The 15,843-nt window shown below is 66.6% G+C and carries 14 protein-coding genes; 4 read left to right on the plus strand and 10 right to left on the minus strand.

Annotated elements, in window-relative coordinates; all coding sequences use genetic code 11:
* The first annotated feature begins 620 nt into the window (after positions 1-620).
* Complete coding sequence (locus tag DIE02_RS28850; RefSeq protein WP_124523133.1) at positions 621-1,091, plus strand: ATPase; 471 nt, start codon at positions 621-623, stop codon at positions 1,089-1,091.
* 161 nt (positions 1,092-1,252) lie between these two features.
* Here DIE02_RS28850 and DIE02_RS28855 read toward each other — a convergent pair whose 3' ends face one another.
* The 9 genes from DIE02_RS28855 to DIE02_RS28895 all read right to left on the minus strand — a co-directional run bounded on the left by DIE02_RS28855 (position 1,253) and on the right by DIE02_RS28895 (position 11,201).
* Complete coding sequence (locus tag DIE02_RS28855; protein ID WP_124523068.1) at positions 1,253-1,957, minus strand: DUF429 domain-containing protein; 705 nt, start codon at positions 1,955-1,957, stop codon at positions 1,253-1,255.
* A gap of 9 nt (positions 1,958-1,966) precedes the next feature.
* Complete coding sequence (locus tag DIE02_RS28860) at positions 1,967-2,491, minus strand: HD domain-containing protein (RefSeq protein WP_044848835.1); 525 nt, start codon at positions 2,489-2,491, stop codon at positions 1,967-1,969.
* A gap of 121 nt (positions 2,492-2,612) precedes the next feature.
* A complete protein-coding gene (locus DIE02_RS28865) occupies positions 2,613-6,083 on the minus strand; it encodes a YhaN family protein (protein WP_124523070.1) in 3,471 nt (1,156 codons plus the stop codon).
* A 3-nt stretch (positions 6,084-6,086) separates the two neighbouring features.
* Positions 6,087-7,337: a DNA repair exonuclease gene (locus DIE02_RS28870; protein ID WP_124489712.1), complete on the minus strand. Its 1,251-nt coding sequence runs from the start codon at positions 7,335-7,337 to the stop codon at positions 6,087-6,089.
* A 617-nt stretch (positions 7,338-7,954) separates the two neighbouring features.
* Positions 7,955-8,494: a hypothetical protein gene (locus tag DIE02_RS28875; RefSeq protein ID WP_044848832.1), complete on the minus strand. Its 540-nt coding sequence runs from the start codon at positions 8,492-8,494 to the stop codon at positions 7,955-7,957.
* Between the two features lie 247 nt (positions 8,495-8,741).
* Complete coding sequence (locus DIE02_RS28880; protein WP_124489713.1) at positions 8,742-9,164, minus strand: hypothetical protein; 423 nt, start codon at positions 9,162-9,164, stop codon at positions 8,742-8,744.
* A gap of 118 nt (positions 9,165-9,282) precedes the next feature.
* Positions 9,283-9,762, minus strand: coding sequence for an RES family NAD+ phosphorylase (locus DIE02_RS28885; RefSeq protein ID WP_044848830.1), 480 nt, complete (start codon positions 9,760-9,762; stop codon positions 9,283-9,285).
* Positions 9,759-10,214 (minus strand): antitoxin Xre/MbcA/ParS toxin-binding domain-containing protein, encoded by a 456-nt coding sequence (locus tag DIE02_RS28890; protein ID WP_044848829.1) that lies wholly within the window; start codon positions 10,212-10,214, stop codon positions 9,759-9,761. The genes DIE02_RS28885 and DIE02_RS28890 overlap by 4 nt, the downstream gene beginning before the upstream one ends.
* 345 nt (positions 10,215-10,559) lie before the next feature.
* A complete protein-coding gene (locus DIE02_RS28895; protein ID WP_124523072.1) occupies positions 10,560-11,201 on the minus strand; it encodes an HD domain-containing protein in 642 nt (213 codons plus the stop codon).
* Between the two features lie 216 nt (positions 11,202-11,417).
* On the opposite strand from DIE02_RS28895, the gene DIE02_RS28900 reads away from it, so the two are divergent.
* From DIE02_RS28900 to DIE02_RS28910, 3 genes are all read left to right on the plus strand, one after another.
* The gene (locus DIE02_RS28900) at positions 11,418-12,383 is read left to right on the plus strand and encodes a GlxA family transcriptional regulator (RefSeq protein ID WP_185640901.1); all 966 of its coding nucleotides are present in this window, start codon (positions 11,418-11,420) and stop codon (positions 12,381-12,383) included.
* 460 nt (positions 12,384-12,843) lie between these two features.
* Positions 12,844-13,155: a DUF4148 domain-containing protein gene (locus DIE02_RS28905; RefSeq protein WP_124523074.1), complete on the plus strand. Its 312-nt coding sequence runs from the start codon at positions 12,844-12,846 to the stop codon at positions 13,153-13,155.
* 312 nt (positions 13,156-13,467) lie between these two features.
* Positions 13,468-14,181, plus strand: a complete 714-nt coding sequence (locus DIE02_RS28910) for a dienelactone hydrolase family protein (protein ID WP_124530008.1) — start codon at positions 13,468-13,470, stop codon at positions 14,179-14,181.
* A gap of 505 nt (positions 14,182-14,686) precedes the next feature.
* Here DIE02_RS28910 and DIE02_RS28915 read toward each other — a convergent pair.
* Positions 14,687-15,628 (minus strand): LysR family transcriptional regulator, encoded by a 942-nt coding sequence (locus tag DIE02_RS28915; RefSeq protein WP_044848839.1) that lies wholly within the window; start codon positions 15,626-15,628, stop codon positions 14,687-14,689.
* Between the last annotated feature and the right edge of the window lie 215 nt (positions 15,629-15,843).

Below are 15,843 nucleotides of genomic sequence, written 5' to 3' on the forward strand. Positions count from 1 at the left end.
GACAGGAATATGAATCACTTCATAAACCTGACTTACTTTAGTGTGAGACTCTTGATACTTTCGCTTTTCTGATCCGAAGATCAGCTCGCTACCATCAAGCGCCCACACTTATCGGCTGTTAATTTTTAAAGAGCATTTCTGCGAGGACCCGGAGGTTTTCTCAGCAGCGCTGCGTTTTCAGCAGCAGAGAAGCGAGATTATGAACCGCTTTTTTCAGTTCGTCAACAACTTTTTAACTGCTTCGTTGCGACGGCTGGGGTTCAACTTCCTGCACCGCCGAGGCCGCTACGACCCGCCCGACAGCACCGCTTCCCTTCTTCCCCCGCGCTGCGTTTCCGTTAGCGCGAAAGAGGCGTGATTCTAAGCACCCGCCCCGCTCTCCGCAACCCCTTTGTGAAAATATTTTGAAAAAGCCCCGTGCGCTGCCGCGCTCGGGGCTTGGGGTGTCACGCTCAAAATACTGCAGCGCGAGAAGTCCACGGCGGATCAGGAGCGCCGCCTTCTTTCCTCCTATATATAGACGGTCGACGACATCCTCTGGTCCACCGCGCTCCGTATTGGCGTCGCGCTCTCGTCATCCTGCTGCGGAACAAACGAGGGGGCGCACGCCGTCGAGTATCATGCCGCGATCGAACAACGCACTCACACCGACGATGGACAGCACCACACAATGCGGCGACGCCGATCTCCGCGATGAATACGCCGCGCTGCGCGAGCGCGCCGTCATGCTCGAAGAACAGGTCCCGCCGCTCCTGCAACGCATCTCGGATGTACTGCCGCGCATCAGCGGCGATTCCGAACTAGCGGACGAGCATCGTGAACGGCTCGTCGGCGCGCGCAACGCAGCGATGGTCTCGATCGAAAACTATCAACAGGCGATCCCGTTCCTGCAGACCGCCGACTCGATCATCGAGCAGCTCGACAAGACGCCCGAGCGCGACGAGGACATCGAGTGGCGCGAATCGCTGCTGCAGCGGCTCGACGAACTGATCGACGTCGCGGTCGTGATGATCGACGATGCGCAAGGCTACTTCGAGCAGGCAGATGCCTGCGATCTCTCCAGCGTACCGAAGTCCATTCTCGAAGACTGAGCATCACGGCCGTGAGGCATACGGTGCGTCGACTGCCTATGTCGATGCGCACGCCACCTGCTGCGCACATGCCGAACGGCCGTCCCTGCTCGACACCGTGACGTCGGCAGTCCGATGCGCCTCCCGAAAAAGCTCACCCCGCTGCCACGGGTTCACCGGTATCAGCGAGCCGCGGCCCGTGACTGGAGCGTATCGAGAACGATAGTCTCGCCGACGACCGGTACACGGATATACCCGCCCTCCGCATCGCCATACGCGTGTGCGCTGCCGTCGATCACGTATTGCGCGGTCAATGCGCACAGCGTGGCGTCCCGCGCGTCGACCGATCGCAGCGTCGAAACATCGATTCCGAGTTGCGCGAGCAATTGCCGCCGCTGGTTGCGTTTCTGCTTCGCCGACGCAATCGCCTTGCCGAGCATCGCACAGGTAATCGCGTACGGATAAGTCTCGAAGCTCACGCGCCCGCCGGCATACCGTGCGTCGGTCAGCAGCGGATAGGCGCCGGCCAGCGCGCGGTAGACGCGCTCCCCCATGAACATCCAGTCGAAAAAGCCCGACGTGCTGGCCACGGCCTGCTCGCGCGACGGCGTCGGGAAACATGAGATCCGTTCACGCGCGAGCGCCTGCTCGGCCGCCCGGCGCCCGCTTCCGGTCCACCACAGGCTCGGCGCGTCGACGCCGACCGCCACCACGTCATGCTCGATACACAGCGAAGGCAGCGCTTCGGGCGCGATCCGCGCCTCGCGCCGGACGATCGTCGAGCCGCGCAGGATCACGAGGTCGCACTGCTTCCTGTCGCCACCCACGTCGACGCCCGCCACCGCAGGCAGTGACCGCGCGACGGATCGGGATCGGGCCGCCCGCATGGCCGCGCGTCAGTCGGCCGGCCGCGCGTCGTACGCGGCGTCGAAGATCCCTTCCAGACCCGGATGTACGCCGCGCATACGGTCGACGACCGACTTCGCCCAGTCGAAGTACGCCTGTTTGCGCTCGAGCGGCCAGTCCGCGGGCGGATGCCGGGCGATGTCGCGCAGGTTGCAGATCTTGTCCGCGAGCTTCACGAGCTTCGCGCGGCGGCTGATCGTCGCCGCATGCTCGACCTGCAGGCGCTTGCGCTCGTCCTTCGGCAACGACTTGTCGTCGGTGACTTCCATCACGATGTCCGCGACGTCCTTGCCGAACAGCCGCAGCAGTTCCTGCTCGGTGGTCTCCGTGTCCTCGATCGTGTCGTGCAACACCGCGGCGACGATCACGCGCTCGTCCTCGATGCCGGCTTCGTTGGCCAGCACCGCGGCCAGCGCAATCGGATGATTGATGTATGGCGACGCCTCGTCGTCCTTGCGCCGCTGATTGCGATGCTTGTCCGCCGCGAACGCAATCGCAGCTACCAGCTTGTTCATGTCGATCCCTCGTGTGGCTGGACCCGTGACCGGCAGAACCGGTCGCGTGCGTTTCGGAACCGCACATACTACCTGTACGCGATGACCATTCCCACGTATCGGGACATCGGGCCGCCCGGCGTCATGCGCCGGCTGCCTCGCGCTGCAGCGCGACCACGTTGACCTGCGCGCCGAACACGTCCCGCACGAGCGGCAGCAGGTGATCGTGGTGCGTCAGGAACAGCACCTGGGTTCGCGTCGACAGATCGCGCAGCGCCTCGAGCCCCGCCTTCGCACGTGCATCGTCGAAGTTGATGAACAGGTCGTCGGCAACGAACGGCAGCGCGGTCCTGCTGGCGAGCTGCAGTTCGAGCGCCGCGATCCGCAGCGCGAGGAACAACTGGTCGCGCGTCCCTTCGCTCAGGCCGGCGACCTCGACCGACGCGCCCTTCGTGCGCCGCGCATACAGCGCGGGCGGCGTCCGTTCGGTGTCGACGGTCAGCCGCGCGAATTCGCCCAGCGTGAGTCCCGCGAAAATCTCGCCCGCCCGGCGCAGCATCGGCCCCTGCTTCTGGTCGCGATAACGATCGGTCGCCCACTTCAGCAAGCGACTAGCGGTCGCCGCTTCCAGATACTGTTCCGCTGCATCGCCCATCGCCGCGAGCGCTTCCTGCCGCTTTGCTTCGGCCACGGCCGCATTCGCCTGGCCGTCGATCGCGCCGAATGCCTGCCGGGCCACCACCTGCTGCTGCGCGAGCGCGTTCAGGCGCGTGCCGACGTCGCCCAGCGACTGCTTCACCGCTTCGAGATGCGCGGGCACGTCGGCGATGTCCTGTTCAGCGACCTCGGCCTCGACGGCCGGCTGGGACAAGCCGTCGCCGTCGCGCACCAGCGCCTCCTTCGCGGCATCGACGGCCTGTCGAAGCTGGCGCTGCCGATCCGATTGCTCGGCCAGTGGCAGCGCCGCGTCGATCGATGCGACGCCGGCCAGTTGCAGCAACGGCTGAATGCGCGCATCCGCGCCTGCCACCGCGGCGGCGGCATCGGCGACCTTGCCGTCAGCCTGCCGCACCGCGTCGTCGGCACGACCGATCGCACGCGCGGTTTCCCGTGCGGCCGCAACGCGCATCGTCAACCGGCGCGCAACGTCCAGCCAGTCGCCGCTCGCCAGCCACGCGGGCTCGAGCGCTTCGGCCAGCCGCCGTGCGCCGGCCTCGAGCGCGGCCAGCTCCGCGCGGATCGCGGTCATCCGATTGCGCGGCGCATCGGCGTCGGCCAGTTCGGCGGTCACCGTATTCGCGAGCGCGAGCGCACCTTCCGCGGCAGCCAGCGTCACCGCATGGGCGGACAGCTTCGCGTCGGCAAGCGCGTCGCGCCATTGCGCGTGCCACGCATCGTAGGCGGTCTGGGCCTGGTCGGCGCGCGAACGAGCCGTCGCGCATCCGCGTTCGGCTTCGCGCGCGCGGTCCTCCAGGCTGTCCTTTTGCGCGAGCGTCTTTTCCGCCGACTGCACGAACGTCCCGGCGATCGCGATGAGTGCCGTCAGGCCGTCGGCGTCGCCGCCGCGCGATACCATGCGCAGCGCCGAACGCAACGCGGCTTCCGCACCGGCCCGCGCATCGCGGATCGTCGCGAATTCGCGGCGCAGGCGGTCGAGCTCGAGCTGCGCGGCAAACACCGTGTCGCGCTTGGCGAGCCAGTCGCCCATCGCCGCCAGCGGCATGCCGGGCACGCCGGCCGTCGTCGCCAGTTCGGCCCACGCGTCGCGATGTGCCGCCAGCTCGCGTTCGCGCTCGTCCACGGTCGCCTGTCGGCGCGTCAACACGACGCGCGCGGATTCGACCTGCTGACGCAGCGATTGCAGTGTCGCCGCCGCTTGCGTGGCGCCGAGCTGCGCATCGACGAGTTCGTCGGCAAGGCGAATTGCATCGTCGACGGCCGGCGCGCCGGTTGCCAGATCCACCGCGCCGCTGCGAACGTCGCCCCAGGCGCCATCGCGGCGAGCGCGCGCCGCCAGCACCTCGGCGGTCGTGACGACCTTGTGGGTCTGAGCGAAATGCTTCTCCTGCAGTTCGAGCCGCTCGTATTCTTCCTGCGCGCCGTCCCGTGCATCGCGTGCGGCGGCGGCCGCGCTCGCGCGTTCGCTCGCTTCGGTCAGCAGCACACCGAGCCGAGCCGCCGACGGCACGTCGAGCGCACGCAGCGCGTCGACCGGCTTGCGCCACTGGCCGAGCGCATCGAGCGCGTCGGACAGCGTCTGCTCGGCGGCCGCGATGTCGCGTTCGAGTGCCTGTTCACGCTGCCCGCTATTGCGAAAGCCCTGCGCATCGGCGAGCGCCGCACGAAGCGCTTCAGGCACATCGACGGTCGACAGGCGCGCCAGTTGTTCCCGTGCCTGCGCGAGTTCCTGCGTGCGCTCGTCGAGCGACTCGCGCGCGCCGGCCAGCGCCTGATGCAGCGCGCCGTGGTCGCGCAGCAGGTTCGCGACCGTCTTCAGCGACAGCGCGGTCGGCAGGGCCGCGCGCAGCGACGTCTCGTCGGTCGGCCAGCCGAGCTGCGCGGCGGCCGAACCCGCGGCGGACAGATGCCGCTCGACGTCCGCGCCGAGCAACAGCAGATCCTGTGCATGATTCATGCATGCGCCGCGCAGCCGGTCGAGCGCTTCGATATCGGCTTCGAGCGCGAGCGCGTCGGCATCCGGATCGATCGCATCACGCGCCTGCCGTTTCGCGAGCAGGTCCGCGCGCCGTTCCTCGAGCACCTTCTGTTCGGCCGCGAGATCGCCTTGCGCTTTCAGCAAGTCGGCATACGCGGTCGGCGGCAGCTCGACGACGGCCCCCAGTTCGGCCAGCGCCGCTTCCTTGATCGTCAGTTCCTTCAGGTACGGCGCCAGCCGCCGCACGCGCTCGAGCTTCGAGCGCAACGCTTCGAGGCGACGCTGCTCCACGCGCGCCTGCTCGATCTCCTGCTCGACCGCGTCGCGCGCCTCCTTGCGATCGACCCAGTCGCGCGTGCGCACCTGGACTGCCTTCAGTTCGCCAACTGCTTCGTTGAACGAAGTCTCGGCCTGCGCGAATGCGCTACCGCTGCGCCGCGGCGCCCACAGCTCGGCCGCGCGCGCGTCGAGTTCCTCGCGCACGGGGCCGAGCGTGCCGACACCCGCCGCCGATTCGAACAGCACCTGGCCGAGCTTGTCGGACGCGTCGAGAATGCTCCGGCCGCCGTCGACGAGCCGCCCGTGGTCGAGCCCGAACATCTGTTCGAAGAACTCGCGCGTCGCGCCGTCGAGGATGGCGTCGAGATAGTCGTCCGGCAGCTTGTCGTCGGCGGGCGTGCGCAGCGGACTGCGCCCGCGGGCGCGATGAAAGGCGAGCGCGCCGGCGCCGCCCTCCAGCACGCCGCCGATCCGCAGTTCGGGCGTCGCATGCAGGAAGTCGAGCGGGGTCTGCAGTTTCATCCCGAACAGCAGTTCCGACACGGCCGTCCGGATCGTCGACTTGCCGGCCTCGTTCGGCCCCACGATCACGTGGAAATCCTGGCCGGCCGACGGAAAGCGCAGCGTCTCGTCGGTGAACTTGCCGTACTTGATCAGGTCGAGCTGGCTGATTCGCATCGCTTATTCCCCCCTCGCCAGCCGCGCGAGCAACGCGGGACCGACCTGCTCGACCAGCGCCGTGAGTTCGCCGGCGCGCGCCATCGTCAGCAGCGGCACCTCTTCCTTCACGTCGCTGCGCACCTTGCCGACGAACGGCTTCAGGTCGCGTTCGAGCAGCGCGAGAAAATCCGGATCGTGTGCGGCATCGGCCAGGATCTGCTTCAGATCCTCCAGCGCCTCGAGTTGCTCGCTCTCGCCTTGCGGCTGCACGGGCGCGGACGTCGCGAGCCGGACCTTCTCCAGCCACAGCCGTTCGTTGCCGATGATGCCGATCTGGTTCAGCACCTCCGCACGCAATTGCGGCGCACGGCCGAAGAAGAGACCGTGCGCGGGCGTGCGGCCCGTGACCGTCACGCGCACCGCGCGCGGCACGTGGCCATCGACGCTCAACAGCGTCTCCAGCGACTGGCCGATCTTTCTCGACAGGTCGGCGACCGTCAGGCAATCGGACGCGTCGACCGACAACGCTTCCCAGCGCAGCACGTCGAGGTACAGGCGCTCGACGTGCGTGCGGCCCTGCTCCACCGTCACGAGTACCGCACCACGGCGGCCCGTCTCGCGGATATGGCGCCCCTGCAGGTTGCCGGGAAACACGACGGTCGACGGCCCCGACCAATGCTGGAATTCGTGCACGTGGCCGAGCGCCCAGTAGTCGTAGCCTTTCGCATGCAATTCCGCCAGCGAGCACGGCGCATAGTTTGCATGCGCCGCATAGCCTTCGAGCGCGGTGTGCAGCACGCCGATGTTGTAATGGCCCGGCACGGGATCCGGATAGCCGATCGCGAGATTGTCGACGACGGCCTTGTCCTTGAAGCTCTGCCCGTGCAGCGCCACGTCGAATTCCGGCAGCTTGAAGGTTTCCGGCTTGCGGTGGCCGAACACGGTGACGTTGTCGGGCAAGGTCAGCTTCTTCGTCATCTCGCTTTCGGCATCGTGATTGCCGCCGAGCACGAATGCGCGAATGCCGGCCTTGCGCAGGCGGCCCATTTGCTGGCCGAAGAAAATGCCGGTGTTGTGGTCCTTCCAGTCGCCGTCGTACAGGTCGCCGGCGATCACGAGGAACGCGACTTCCTCTTCGATCGCACGATCCACGAGCTGCCGCAGCGCCTCGCGCGACGCGTTGCGCAACTGCGCGGCCGGCGCATCCGGATACGCGCTCAGGCCGTGCAGCGGGCTGTCAAGGTGAATGTCTGCGGCGTGGATGAACTTCACGAAGATTCCTCTGGTTCATGACGAAAGGGCGATGTCGACCGGCATTGTGCGCCGTCGAACGACGCGCGGCCGCTGGTCGCAGTCCGGACCGCCGCCGGATGCGCCGTCGCGGGTGGCGGCGCTCGTCCGCACCGATCGTGCCGCCCGTCGCCAGCGGGTCGGGATGGTACCTGAAAGCGGGCGCCGCGAATTCGTCCGGCCTCGCGCCCACCGTGCTCACCCCGCACGCGTCACTCGCCGCACGGCATAGGCGGTGACGCGCAAGCCGCGAACCGCGGCACGCAAGCAGGCGCGAGAAGACGGAGCGGGATGGTCATGGTCGTGGTGCCTCGGAATGTTATCGGACCACGCCGGGCGGGCCGCGGCAGCGCTTTGGAGTCGTCTGTCGTCATGATGCCGATCGGACATGCTTGCCTGCATCGACCGGTGCCGCGCAAGAACGACCGTCGACCGGGAGCCCCGCTATTTAAGCATGGCGGGCAGGCAATGGGCAGAGGGTGCGCGGCACGCCTGTTCCGGTTCGCGGCACACTGACGCGGCCGCGATGCGCGGCTCGCGCCCAAAAAAAGACCCGGCCCGCATCGAAGCGGGCCGGGCCTTGGCTGAAAGCGTATCGCTTACAGCGCGCCGCCTTGTGCCGACGCCGAACCCTTCACGCCGACCGATGCGCCGCCCTGCACCGAGTTCGCCGCACCCTCAAGCGCTTCGCCGGCCTTCGCCTTCGCGCCGCCTGCGACATCACCCGCCGTCGACACCGCGCCTTGCGCGTGGCTCTTTGCCGAGGATGCAACGTGCTTCACGTGCGACTTCGTCGTGTGCACGGCCGATGTCGCGGCATCCTTCGCCGAACCTGCAGCCGAGCCGACCGCCTGCGTCGCACCGCCAACCGCATTGCCCGCTGCCGAGCCGACGCCGCCGACCGTCTTGCCCACGCCGTTCAGCGCACCGCCGACCAGGTTGCCTGCGCCCGAACCCGAGCCCGCGGCATTCGCGCCTGCACCCGCCTGCACGCCCACGCCGCCGCCGAGCAGCGGCGTCTGGACTTGTGCGCCGACGCCGGCGGAACCTTCTGCGCCCGTCTGGGCCGTTTGTGCGAAAGCGGCCGACGCGATTGCCGTCAGCGCGGCGCCAAGCAGAATCGTGCGAATCTTGTTCATGGTCATTCTCCCCAAAGACGTTGTTGCTGCGGGCCGCCTTCGTGCGGCTTGTCGCATGCCTCACCGCGACGTGCGGCAGGTGGAGCCAATGTAGCCGCACCCACGCCCGAAACCGTCGAATTGCGGGGACTGTTACTTCCGTTGCAAATGCTGACGATTGACTCACACTGTTTGACAATCATCGCGGCAGGCACGTGATTGGCATCGTCCGATCGCATGCATCGGCGCATCCGGTACGCCGCATCGGCTAGCAGGGAAACCGGCCGTTCCTGTAGGCATCCCAAAGAACGCGTGACGGCCAGCCGTCGGTGCGGCCCGACAGCCGGCTTCGCGCGATCAGCTCGATGTCGTCCGACACGCACGCCGCGATGTCGGCATTCCCCGATGCCCGGAACGCGAGCCTGAACGCCTTTTCCCTCAGGGCATCCACGGCCGGCTTGTCCAGCACGGCGCCCGGATCGCCGTCGATTTCGTCGAATGCCGTCATCCAGCCGGCGTCGAACGGCTCCGCCTCGCGGCTGGCCAGCGCTCGATCGCAATCGACGTCGCCGAGAAAATCGAAAAACCCCGGGCCCGACAGGATGGCGTCAATTTCGAGCAGATGCGCGTTCGTCACGGCACCCCCTTGCCACGATGCGTGGCCGTTCTGTTCATCGATCGTTGCTGCCATGTGCCGCCTTCATGTTTCGCATTGGTGACGTGCAGCACCCTGCCCGCCGCGACCGGCAGACCGGAGCCGCAGGCGAGCGCTGATCGGCGCGGTGCCGCGCGACGGCGCGCAATCAGCCCTATTCGCTCTTGTTCGACTGGATCAGCCGCAGAATCCGGCTGTCGTACGGCGACTGCATGACTTCGGCGATGCGGATCCCGGATGCGGCAGGGTGCAGCGGATTCAACAGGAAGTTGTGCGCGTGCGGCACGACGACGCTCGGTACGCGCAACAAGGCGCTCGGCTGCGTGTGCAGCCACTCGGTGCCGGCGCTGCGGGTCCAGTCGACGTCTTCTCGCCAGTCGGCCGGCGCATCGCCCTCCGCGATCTCGGCAACATCCACCGATTCAGGCACCTCGACCCGAAGCAGCTGGTAGCCGCTCGGCAATTGCGCAACGGTGGCGATTTCGAAGTGAACGAGCGTCTCGAGCAGCGCGAGCGCCGGATGCTCGGCGAGATAGACGACGGGCTGCCCGGCAAAATGCCAGCGCCCGCCGGCCCGCAATCCGCCGATGCCTTTCAGGTCCGCGTAATTGCTGATGCGCCACAGCGTCGTCAAGCGAAGTACCCCTCGTCGATCTGCGTGAGGGCTTCCTCGACGAGCCGCGCGCCATGCTCGGTACTCGCCATGTCGAGCGACGTGCGTCCGCCGAAGCGCTGGAGCCCGTTGCGCAGCCACGCCATCGCCTTGTCCTGGTCGCCGAACGTGGCCGTCGCCTGCGCGACGATGCGCGCCAGCCGGATCGCCTTGTCGGACTCCTCCTGCGACAGCCGTTCGTGCGCCTGGCGGCGATGGCTCAGCGTGCGCCGCGGGATGATGAAGGCGAGTTCGTCCGACTTCAGGCCGCGCTCCGACAGCCGGTCGATCACCGCGACGTCGACACGCGCGCTCGCCAACTCCGCGAGATCGGCGCCCGAGCGCACGCGAATCGCGAGCAGTTGCTCGAGGATCGTGAACTCTGCCTGGCGCGGGTGCGCGACGCCCGAAGGGTGAAACGCGATCGTACTCATGACTCTTCTCCGGCAATTTGCCCAACCATTATAGGCGTTTTGCCGAAGACGGGCGGATTCGGTCGTCAGGCGGTCGACGACCGGTCGACGGCGGGCAATTGCGGGTGTCGGCGAAACGGGGCTTCCCGCTCGCCGCGCCGGCACGCGCGGCCGGAGATGCGCGTCTGAAGCGGGATCGTGAAATTCACGTATATGAAGTCGCTGACTGACGTCATGAAGTTGTCACGTAACAACTTTTCTAATGAATATTCCATCGACGAAACGGAGCCCGCCACGTCCGGCCACCGAATTCGACATGCGTCGCACCGGTTGCCTTCCCCCCGCCCCGCCTGCCACCGACACCGATCAACCGGCCCACGCCGACGCTCGGATCACGCTGCAGAAATTGCCTGCATGGAAATGCGGATCCTTGTCGGCCAGCACATCGGCCTTCACGTTGCCGAACGTCGTGTCCGGCTTGTGCCGGATACCGTCGTAGAACGCCTGGATGATGTCTTCCTTGAAGCGCGGCGTCCTCGGATGCGCGTGGACGACGGCTTCTCGCTCGACGTCGCTGTACTCCGGATACGTGAGGCCCAGCACGTCCATCTCGACACCCGCGGTGACGAGCGCGACGACCGGATGCATGTGCTGCGGAATGCCGGGGGTGGTGTGCAGTGCGATCGCGGTCCACACGACGTCGATGTCCTGCTGCGAAATACCCCTGCTCTTCAGGAAATCGCGGGCGGCATTGGCGCCGTCCACTTCGAATCGCTCGCACGCGCTGCTGTGTCGATGCGTGAGCCCCATGTCATGGAACATGCAGCCGCAATAGAGCAGTTCGGGATCGTAGCTCAGCCCGCGGCGCTGGCCCGCGAGCGCACCGAAGTAGTACACGCGGCTGGAGTGATGAAACAGCAGCTCGGACTCGGTATCCCGTACGAGTTCGGTGATCTCGCGCGCGAGTTGGCTATCGGGAAGGGTGATGCCGGCGACGTTCACAGTCATGATCGACCTCCTTGGAAGACAGCATTCATTCTGCGGAGACCGTCGTTTGGCATCAATCGGCGTATTACGCCAAATCCTGCCATTTTGCTCGATCGACGGCCACCACTGCCGGAACCATCGAATCGCACCCGCGTAATGCGCCGATGCCCCGCCCGTCGCATCGCACCGCGCGTCTATACTGCTACGCGTCACATTCGACACATCACGCAACCGAACATGCCGAAGGTCGTGGGTATTTTCGCGGTACCGGGCGTACAGCTGCTCGACGTCTCCGCGCCGCTCGACGTATTCGCACAGGCAAACGCCGAAAGCGGCAAACCGTTCTATACGCTGCGGATCATCGCGAGCGAGTCCGGCCCGATCCGCACGTCATCGGGCGCGCAATTGCTGGCCGACTGGATCGCTCCCGACATTCCCGATCGCATCGATACGCTGCTCGTTGCCGGTGCACCGGGTGCCGGCCGGATCGCGCTGCGCACCGACGTGCTCGCGTGGCTTCGATCGGCCGCCGTGCAAAGCAAACGGTATGGCTCGATCTGCACCGGCGCATTCATCCTCGCGGCGACCGGCCTGCTGAAAGGACGACGCCTGACGACGCACTGGGCCGCGGCCGATGCGCTCGCCGCCGCCTATCCGTCGCTCACCGTCGAAGCGGACGCGCTGTACGTACGCGACGGCAAGCTGCGCACCGGTGCCGGTGTCACGGCCGGCCTCGATCTCGCGCTTGCGCTGGTCGAGGAGGATCTCGGCCGGGAAATCGCGCGGCGCGTCGCCGCGCAACTCGTCATGTTCTTCAAGCGCCCGGGCGGGCAGCTCCAGTTCAGCCGCAGCGGCGCGGCGCGCCCGGCGGGGCGTTCGGTGCTGCAGGAAGTCCAGCGCTGGATCGCCAGTCATCCGGAACTCGAGCACTCGGTGGCGGAACTCGCGAAGCATGCGGGCATGAGCCCGCGCCACTTCGCACGGCTCTTTCGCGCGGAGGTCGGCATGACGCCGGCCGCGTGGGTCGAAGCGACCCGCGTCGCGGCGGCTCGCCAGTTGCTCGAAAACGGACATGACACGCCGAAGCAGGTCGCCGCGAAATGCGGCTTCGCGAATGTCGATACGCTCAGACGGTCGTTCGCGCGGCATGTCGGGATCACGCCTGCCGAATACCGGAAACGGCAGGCGATCGTCGACGCGTGATGCGGTACGCGCGACGAGATGGCACGGGCATTCCCGTCGATGCGTGCAGAAAGGCTCGGCTCGATTTCAACGCGATGGGGCGTGCGGCTTTCCGTGCCCACCATCAATACTTCGTTATCCGATTCAATTGAGCTTTCTATCGGCCAAGCTCGGGGCCAAGGTCGGCGTTCGGTCGCCATACGCTCCTGTCCTGTAGCGCGCCGGCCCATCGTTCTTGCGTCGACATGCCATGCTCGACTCACCGCCGCCGCGACGATCATGCCGCACCGCAACCCGTGACCGCCATCAGGCACGCCAACAATCGTCCGACAAAACCCGATTTTCCCGCGAATCGTTTACCCAGTTGCAATAATCATTCGCTGGAACGCCTATTTCCGACCGGTATCGCGATCGCTACGATGCAAATCAACCGCTCAACGCAACAAGCGAAGCGCGAAATCTACGAAAACCGGAGGTCATCATGAAGTCGTTCATCTACGCAGTCGCCGCGGCCAGCGCCCTGTCCGCATCGTTTGGCGCATTCGCTCAGTCGAACCCGTCGGACCAACTGACGCGTGCCCAGGTCCGCGCAGAGCTCGTCCAGCTCGAACAGGCCGGGTACAAGCCGGAAGTCTCCGATGTCCACTACCCGAATGCGCTGCAGACCGCGCAGGCGCGCGTGACGAACGGCGACACGACCGGTTACGGCGCACAGGCCGCCGCCGGCGTGCGTGCCGGCCGCGCGATCGTGGTCAAGCAGAACGCTCGCGACTCGGTCTATTTCGGTCAGTAAGACTGCCGCACGCGACGCATTCCGCGATACGCCCGTTGCCGACGCAACACCCCGCTCCCGTCCATCGGGGCGGGGTGCTGTGTTTTCGGCGCACGCGACATGCGCGCCGCACGACGCCCGATCGATGCGCGCGCGCGAATCGGCCGCCGCATCGCGCCGTTCACGCAGACCGCCGGCGTTTGCGCATAGAATGGCCGCGTGGTCGGCGCCGGCCGAAGCGAACGCGAGCGAGACCTCGACTCACCGGGCATACCGCACTCGCTGGCCGACCCGATGCTGCACTGATCGCATTTTTCGAAAAGGAGCGGTTTCATGTCTCAAACATCCGGTTCCATGATCACGTTTCGCCGTCCGGACGGCCAGGAACTGCAGGGCTACCTCGCCACGCCGGAAAAGACCGAAGGCGCACCCGCGGTCGTCGTCATCCAGGAGTGGTGGGGCCTGAATGACCAGATCCGCGGCGTCGCCGATCGCCTCGCGCGCTGCGGCTACTTCGCGCTCGTGCCCGACCTGTATCGCGGCAAGTCGACGGTCGAGGAGGAAGAAGCGCACCACCTGATGACGGGCCTCGATTTCGGCGACGCCGCATCGCAGGACATTCCCGGCGCGGTGCAATACCTGAAGACGCACGCGTCGCGCGTGGCGGTCACCGGCTTCTGCATGGGTGGCGCGCTCACGCTGCTGTCGCTGCAGTTCGCCGAGGCGGACGCCGGCGTCACGTGGTACGGCTTCCCTCCGCTCGACTACCTCGACCCGTCGAAGATCAAGGTGCCGCTGATGGGTCACTGGAGTACGCAGGATGCGTTCTTCGCGATCGACCAGGTCGATGCGCTGGAGAAGAAGCTGACCGATGCAAAGGTCGACGTCGAATTCCACCGCTATCTCGCGCATCACGCGTTCGCGAACGAAACGGCCGTCGGCCCCGGCCGCATCGGCGGCACGCAGTTCGATCCGGTGTGGTCGCAGATCGCGTGGGATCGCACGCTCACGTTCTTCGGGCGCACGCTCTGGGACAAGCAGCAGTAATACCGCAGCAGGCATCCGCCACTGCCGTGCAGCGGCACGTCAAGCAAAACGCCACGGACTTGCATCCGTGGCGTTGTCGTATGCGGCAAGGATTGCGTTACGCGAGCGGCGATGGCGCCTGCCGCGATCACCAGACCGGCCTCGATTAGCTGGCGACGGAATCCGGATGGTCGGTCTGCCATGGAAGCCTGTGTTCGACGGAGCGGAAACGGAGGAGCGGGTTGCGCGTGGCCGGTGCACGACTTGCAAACGGTCGCGTGAACGCGCGGGCACGCGTCGCATCGATGCCAGGCGGTCGACACTTCACACCGAACCGACGATCTCCGATATCGAAAGCAGGTTTTCCATAACGGCGCGCATCGAGCGATGCAGCCGGCCGGTGAAGTCGTGCCGCGTCTTTTCACCATCAATTCAGGTATGCAAAGTATCTTGCTCAGCCGAACCTGGATTCAAGGACGATGCGTGTGCCGCATCATGCGATCCGGCACACGTCGTCCACCTTCGCTCAGGACTCGCAGGAACCGCGCAGCGCAGCCTCGTCGGCGGACAGCATTTCAGGCACGCATTCACGCAGGAAATCGACGAAGGTACGGATCTTCGCGTCGAGGTACTGGCGCGACGCGTACAACGCGTAGACCGTCAGTTTCTGCAGTCGGTACTCGGGCAACACGCGAACCAGCGCGCCGCTCGCCAGTGCGGGCACCGCGGTCGACATCGGCAACGAACCGATGCCGAGGCCGGCGCGCAACGCGGCGCCGAGCGCGTCGGCGATGTTGACCTGGAAATCCGCCAGCGGCAGTTCGAACGTCTCGCGACCGTCGGGGCCGTCGAGATGCCAGCGGTCGCGCGGAAAGATCGGCGTGACGATCTGCAGGCACGCATGCGCTTCGAGATCGCGCACGGTGCGCGGCGTCCCGCGTTCCTTCAGGTACGCCGGCGACGCGCACAGCACGCTGTGCACATCGCCAAGCCGCTGCGACACCAGCCCCGAGTCGGGCAACTCCGTCGCGCTCAGTTGCAGCGACACGTCGTAGCCTTCGTCGATGATGTCGGGCACGTGCTGCGACAGCGTGAGCTCGACGGCCACCGACGGATAGCGCTGCCGGTATCGCACCACTGCGGGCACCAGGTAGGCCTGGCCGAAACTGGTCGTCGCGTGCACATGCAGGCGCCCCGACGGCTTCGCCTGCGCATCGGCCGCCTCGGCTTCCGCTTCGTCGATATAGCCGAGGATGCGCTGGCATCGGTCGAGATAGCGCTGTCCGGCATCGGTCAACGCGATGCGGCGCGTGCTCCGGTTGAGCAGACGGGTGCGCAGGTGCGTTTCGAGTTGCGCGACCGAACGCGATGCGTAGGCGGTGGTGATGTCCAGGCGCTGGGCCGCGCTCGTGAAGCTGCCCTCCTCCGCCACCCGGACGAAAATGCGCATCATCTGTAACGTGTCCATCGACATGTCCCCGGGATTGAAATCGCTTCGCAGCGGCGCCCGCCCCGGCACGGGCCGGTCTGGCGCGAATCGTGCGGAACAGTACCGCAGCGATGCAGGCGTGTCCAGTTTGCCGTGCACCGCGGCGGCAGGCAGTCGTTCACGCGACAACCCATGCCCCAGGACGACCGGCGCCGGAGCGATGCAGGCCGCATGGCGGCGGCCTGCCGGGCACG

The sequence above is a fragment of the Burkholderia sp. Bp8991 genome, from assembly GCF_003853795.1.
Lineage (GTDB): Bacteria > Pseudomonadota > Gammaproteobacteria > Burkholderiales > Burkholderiaceae > Burkholderia.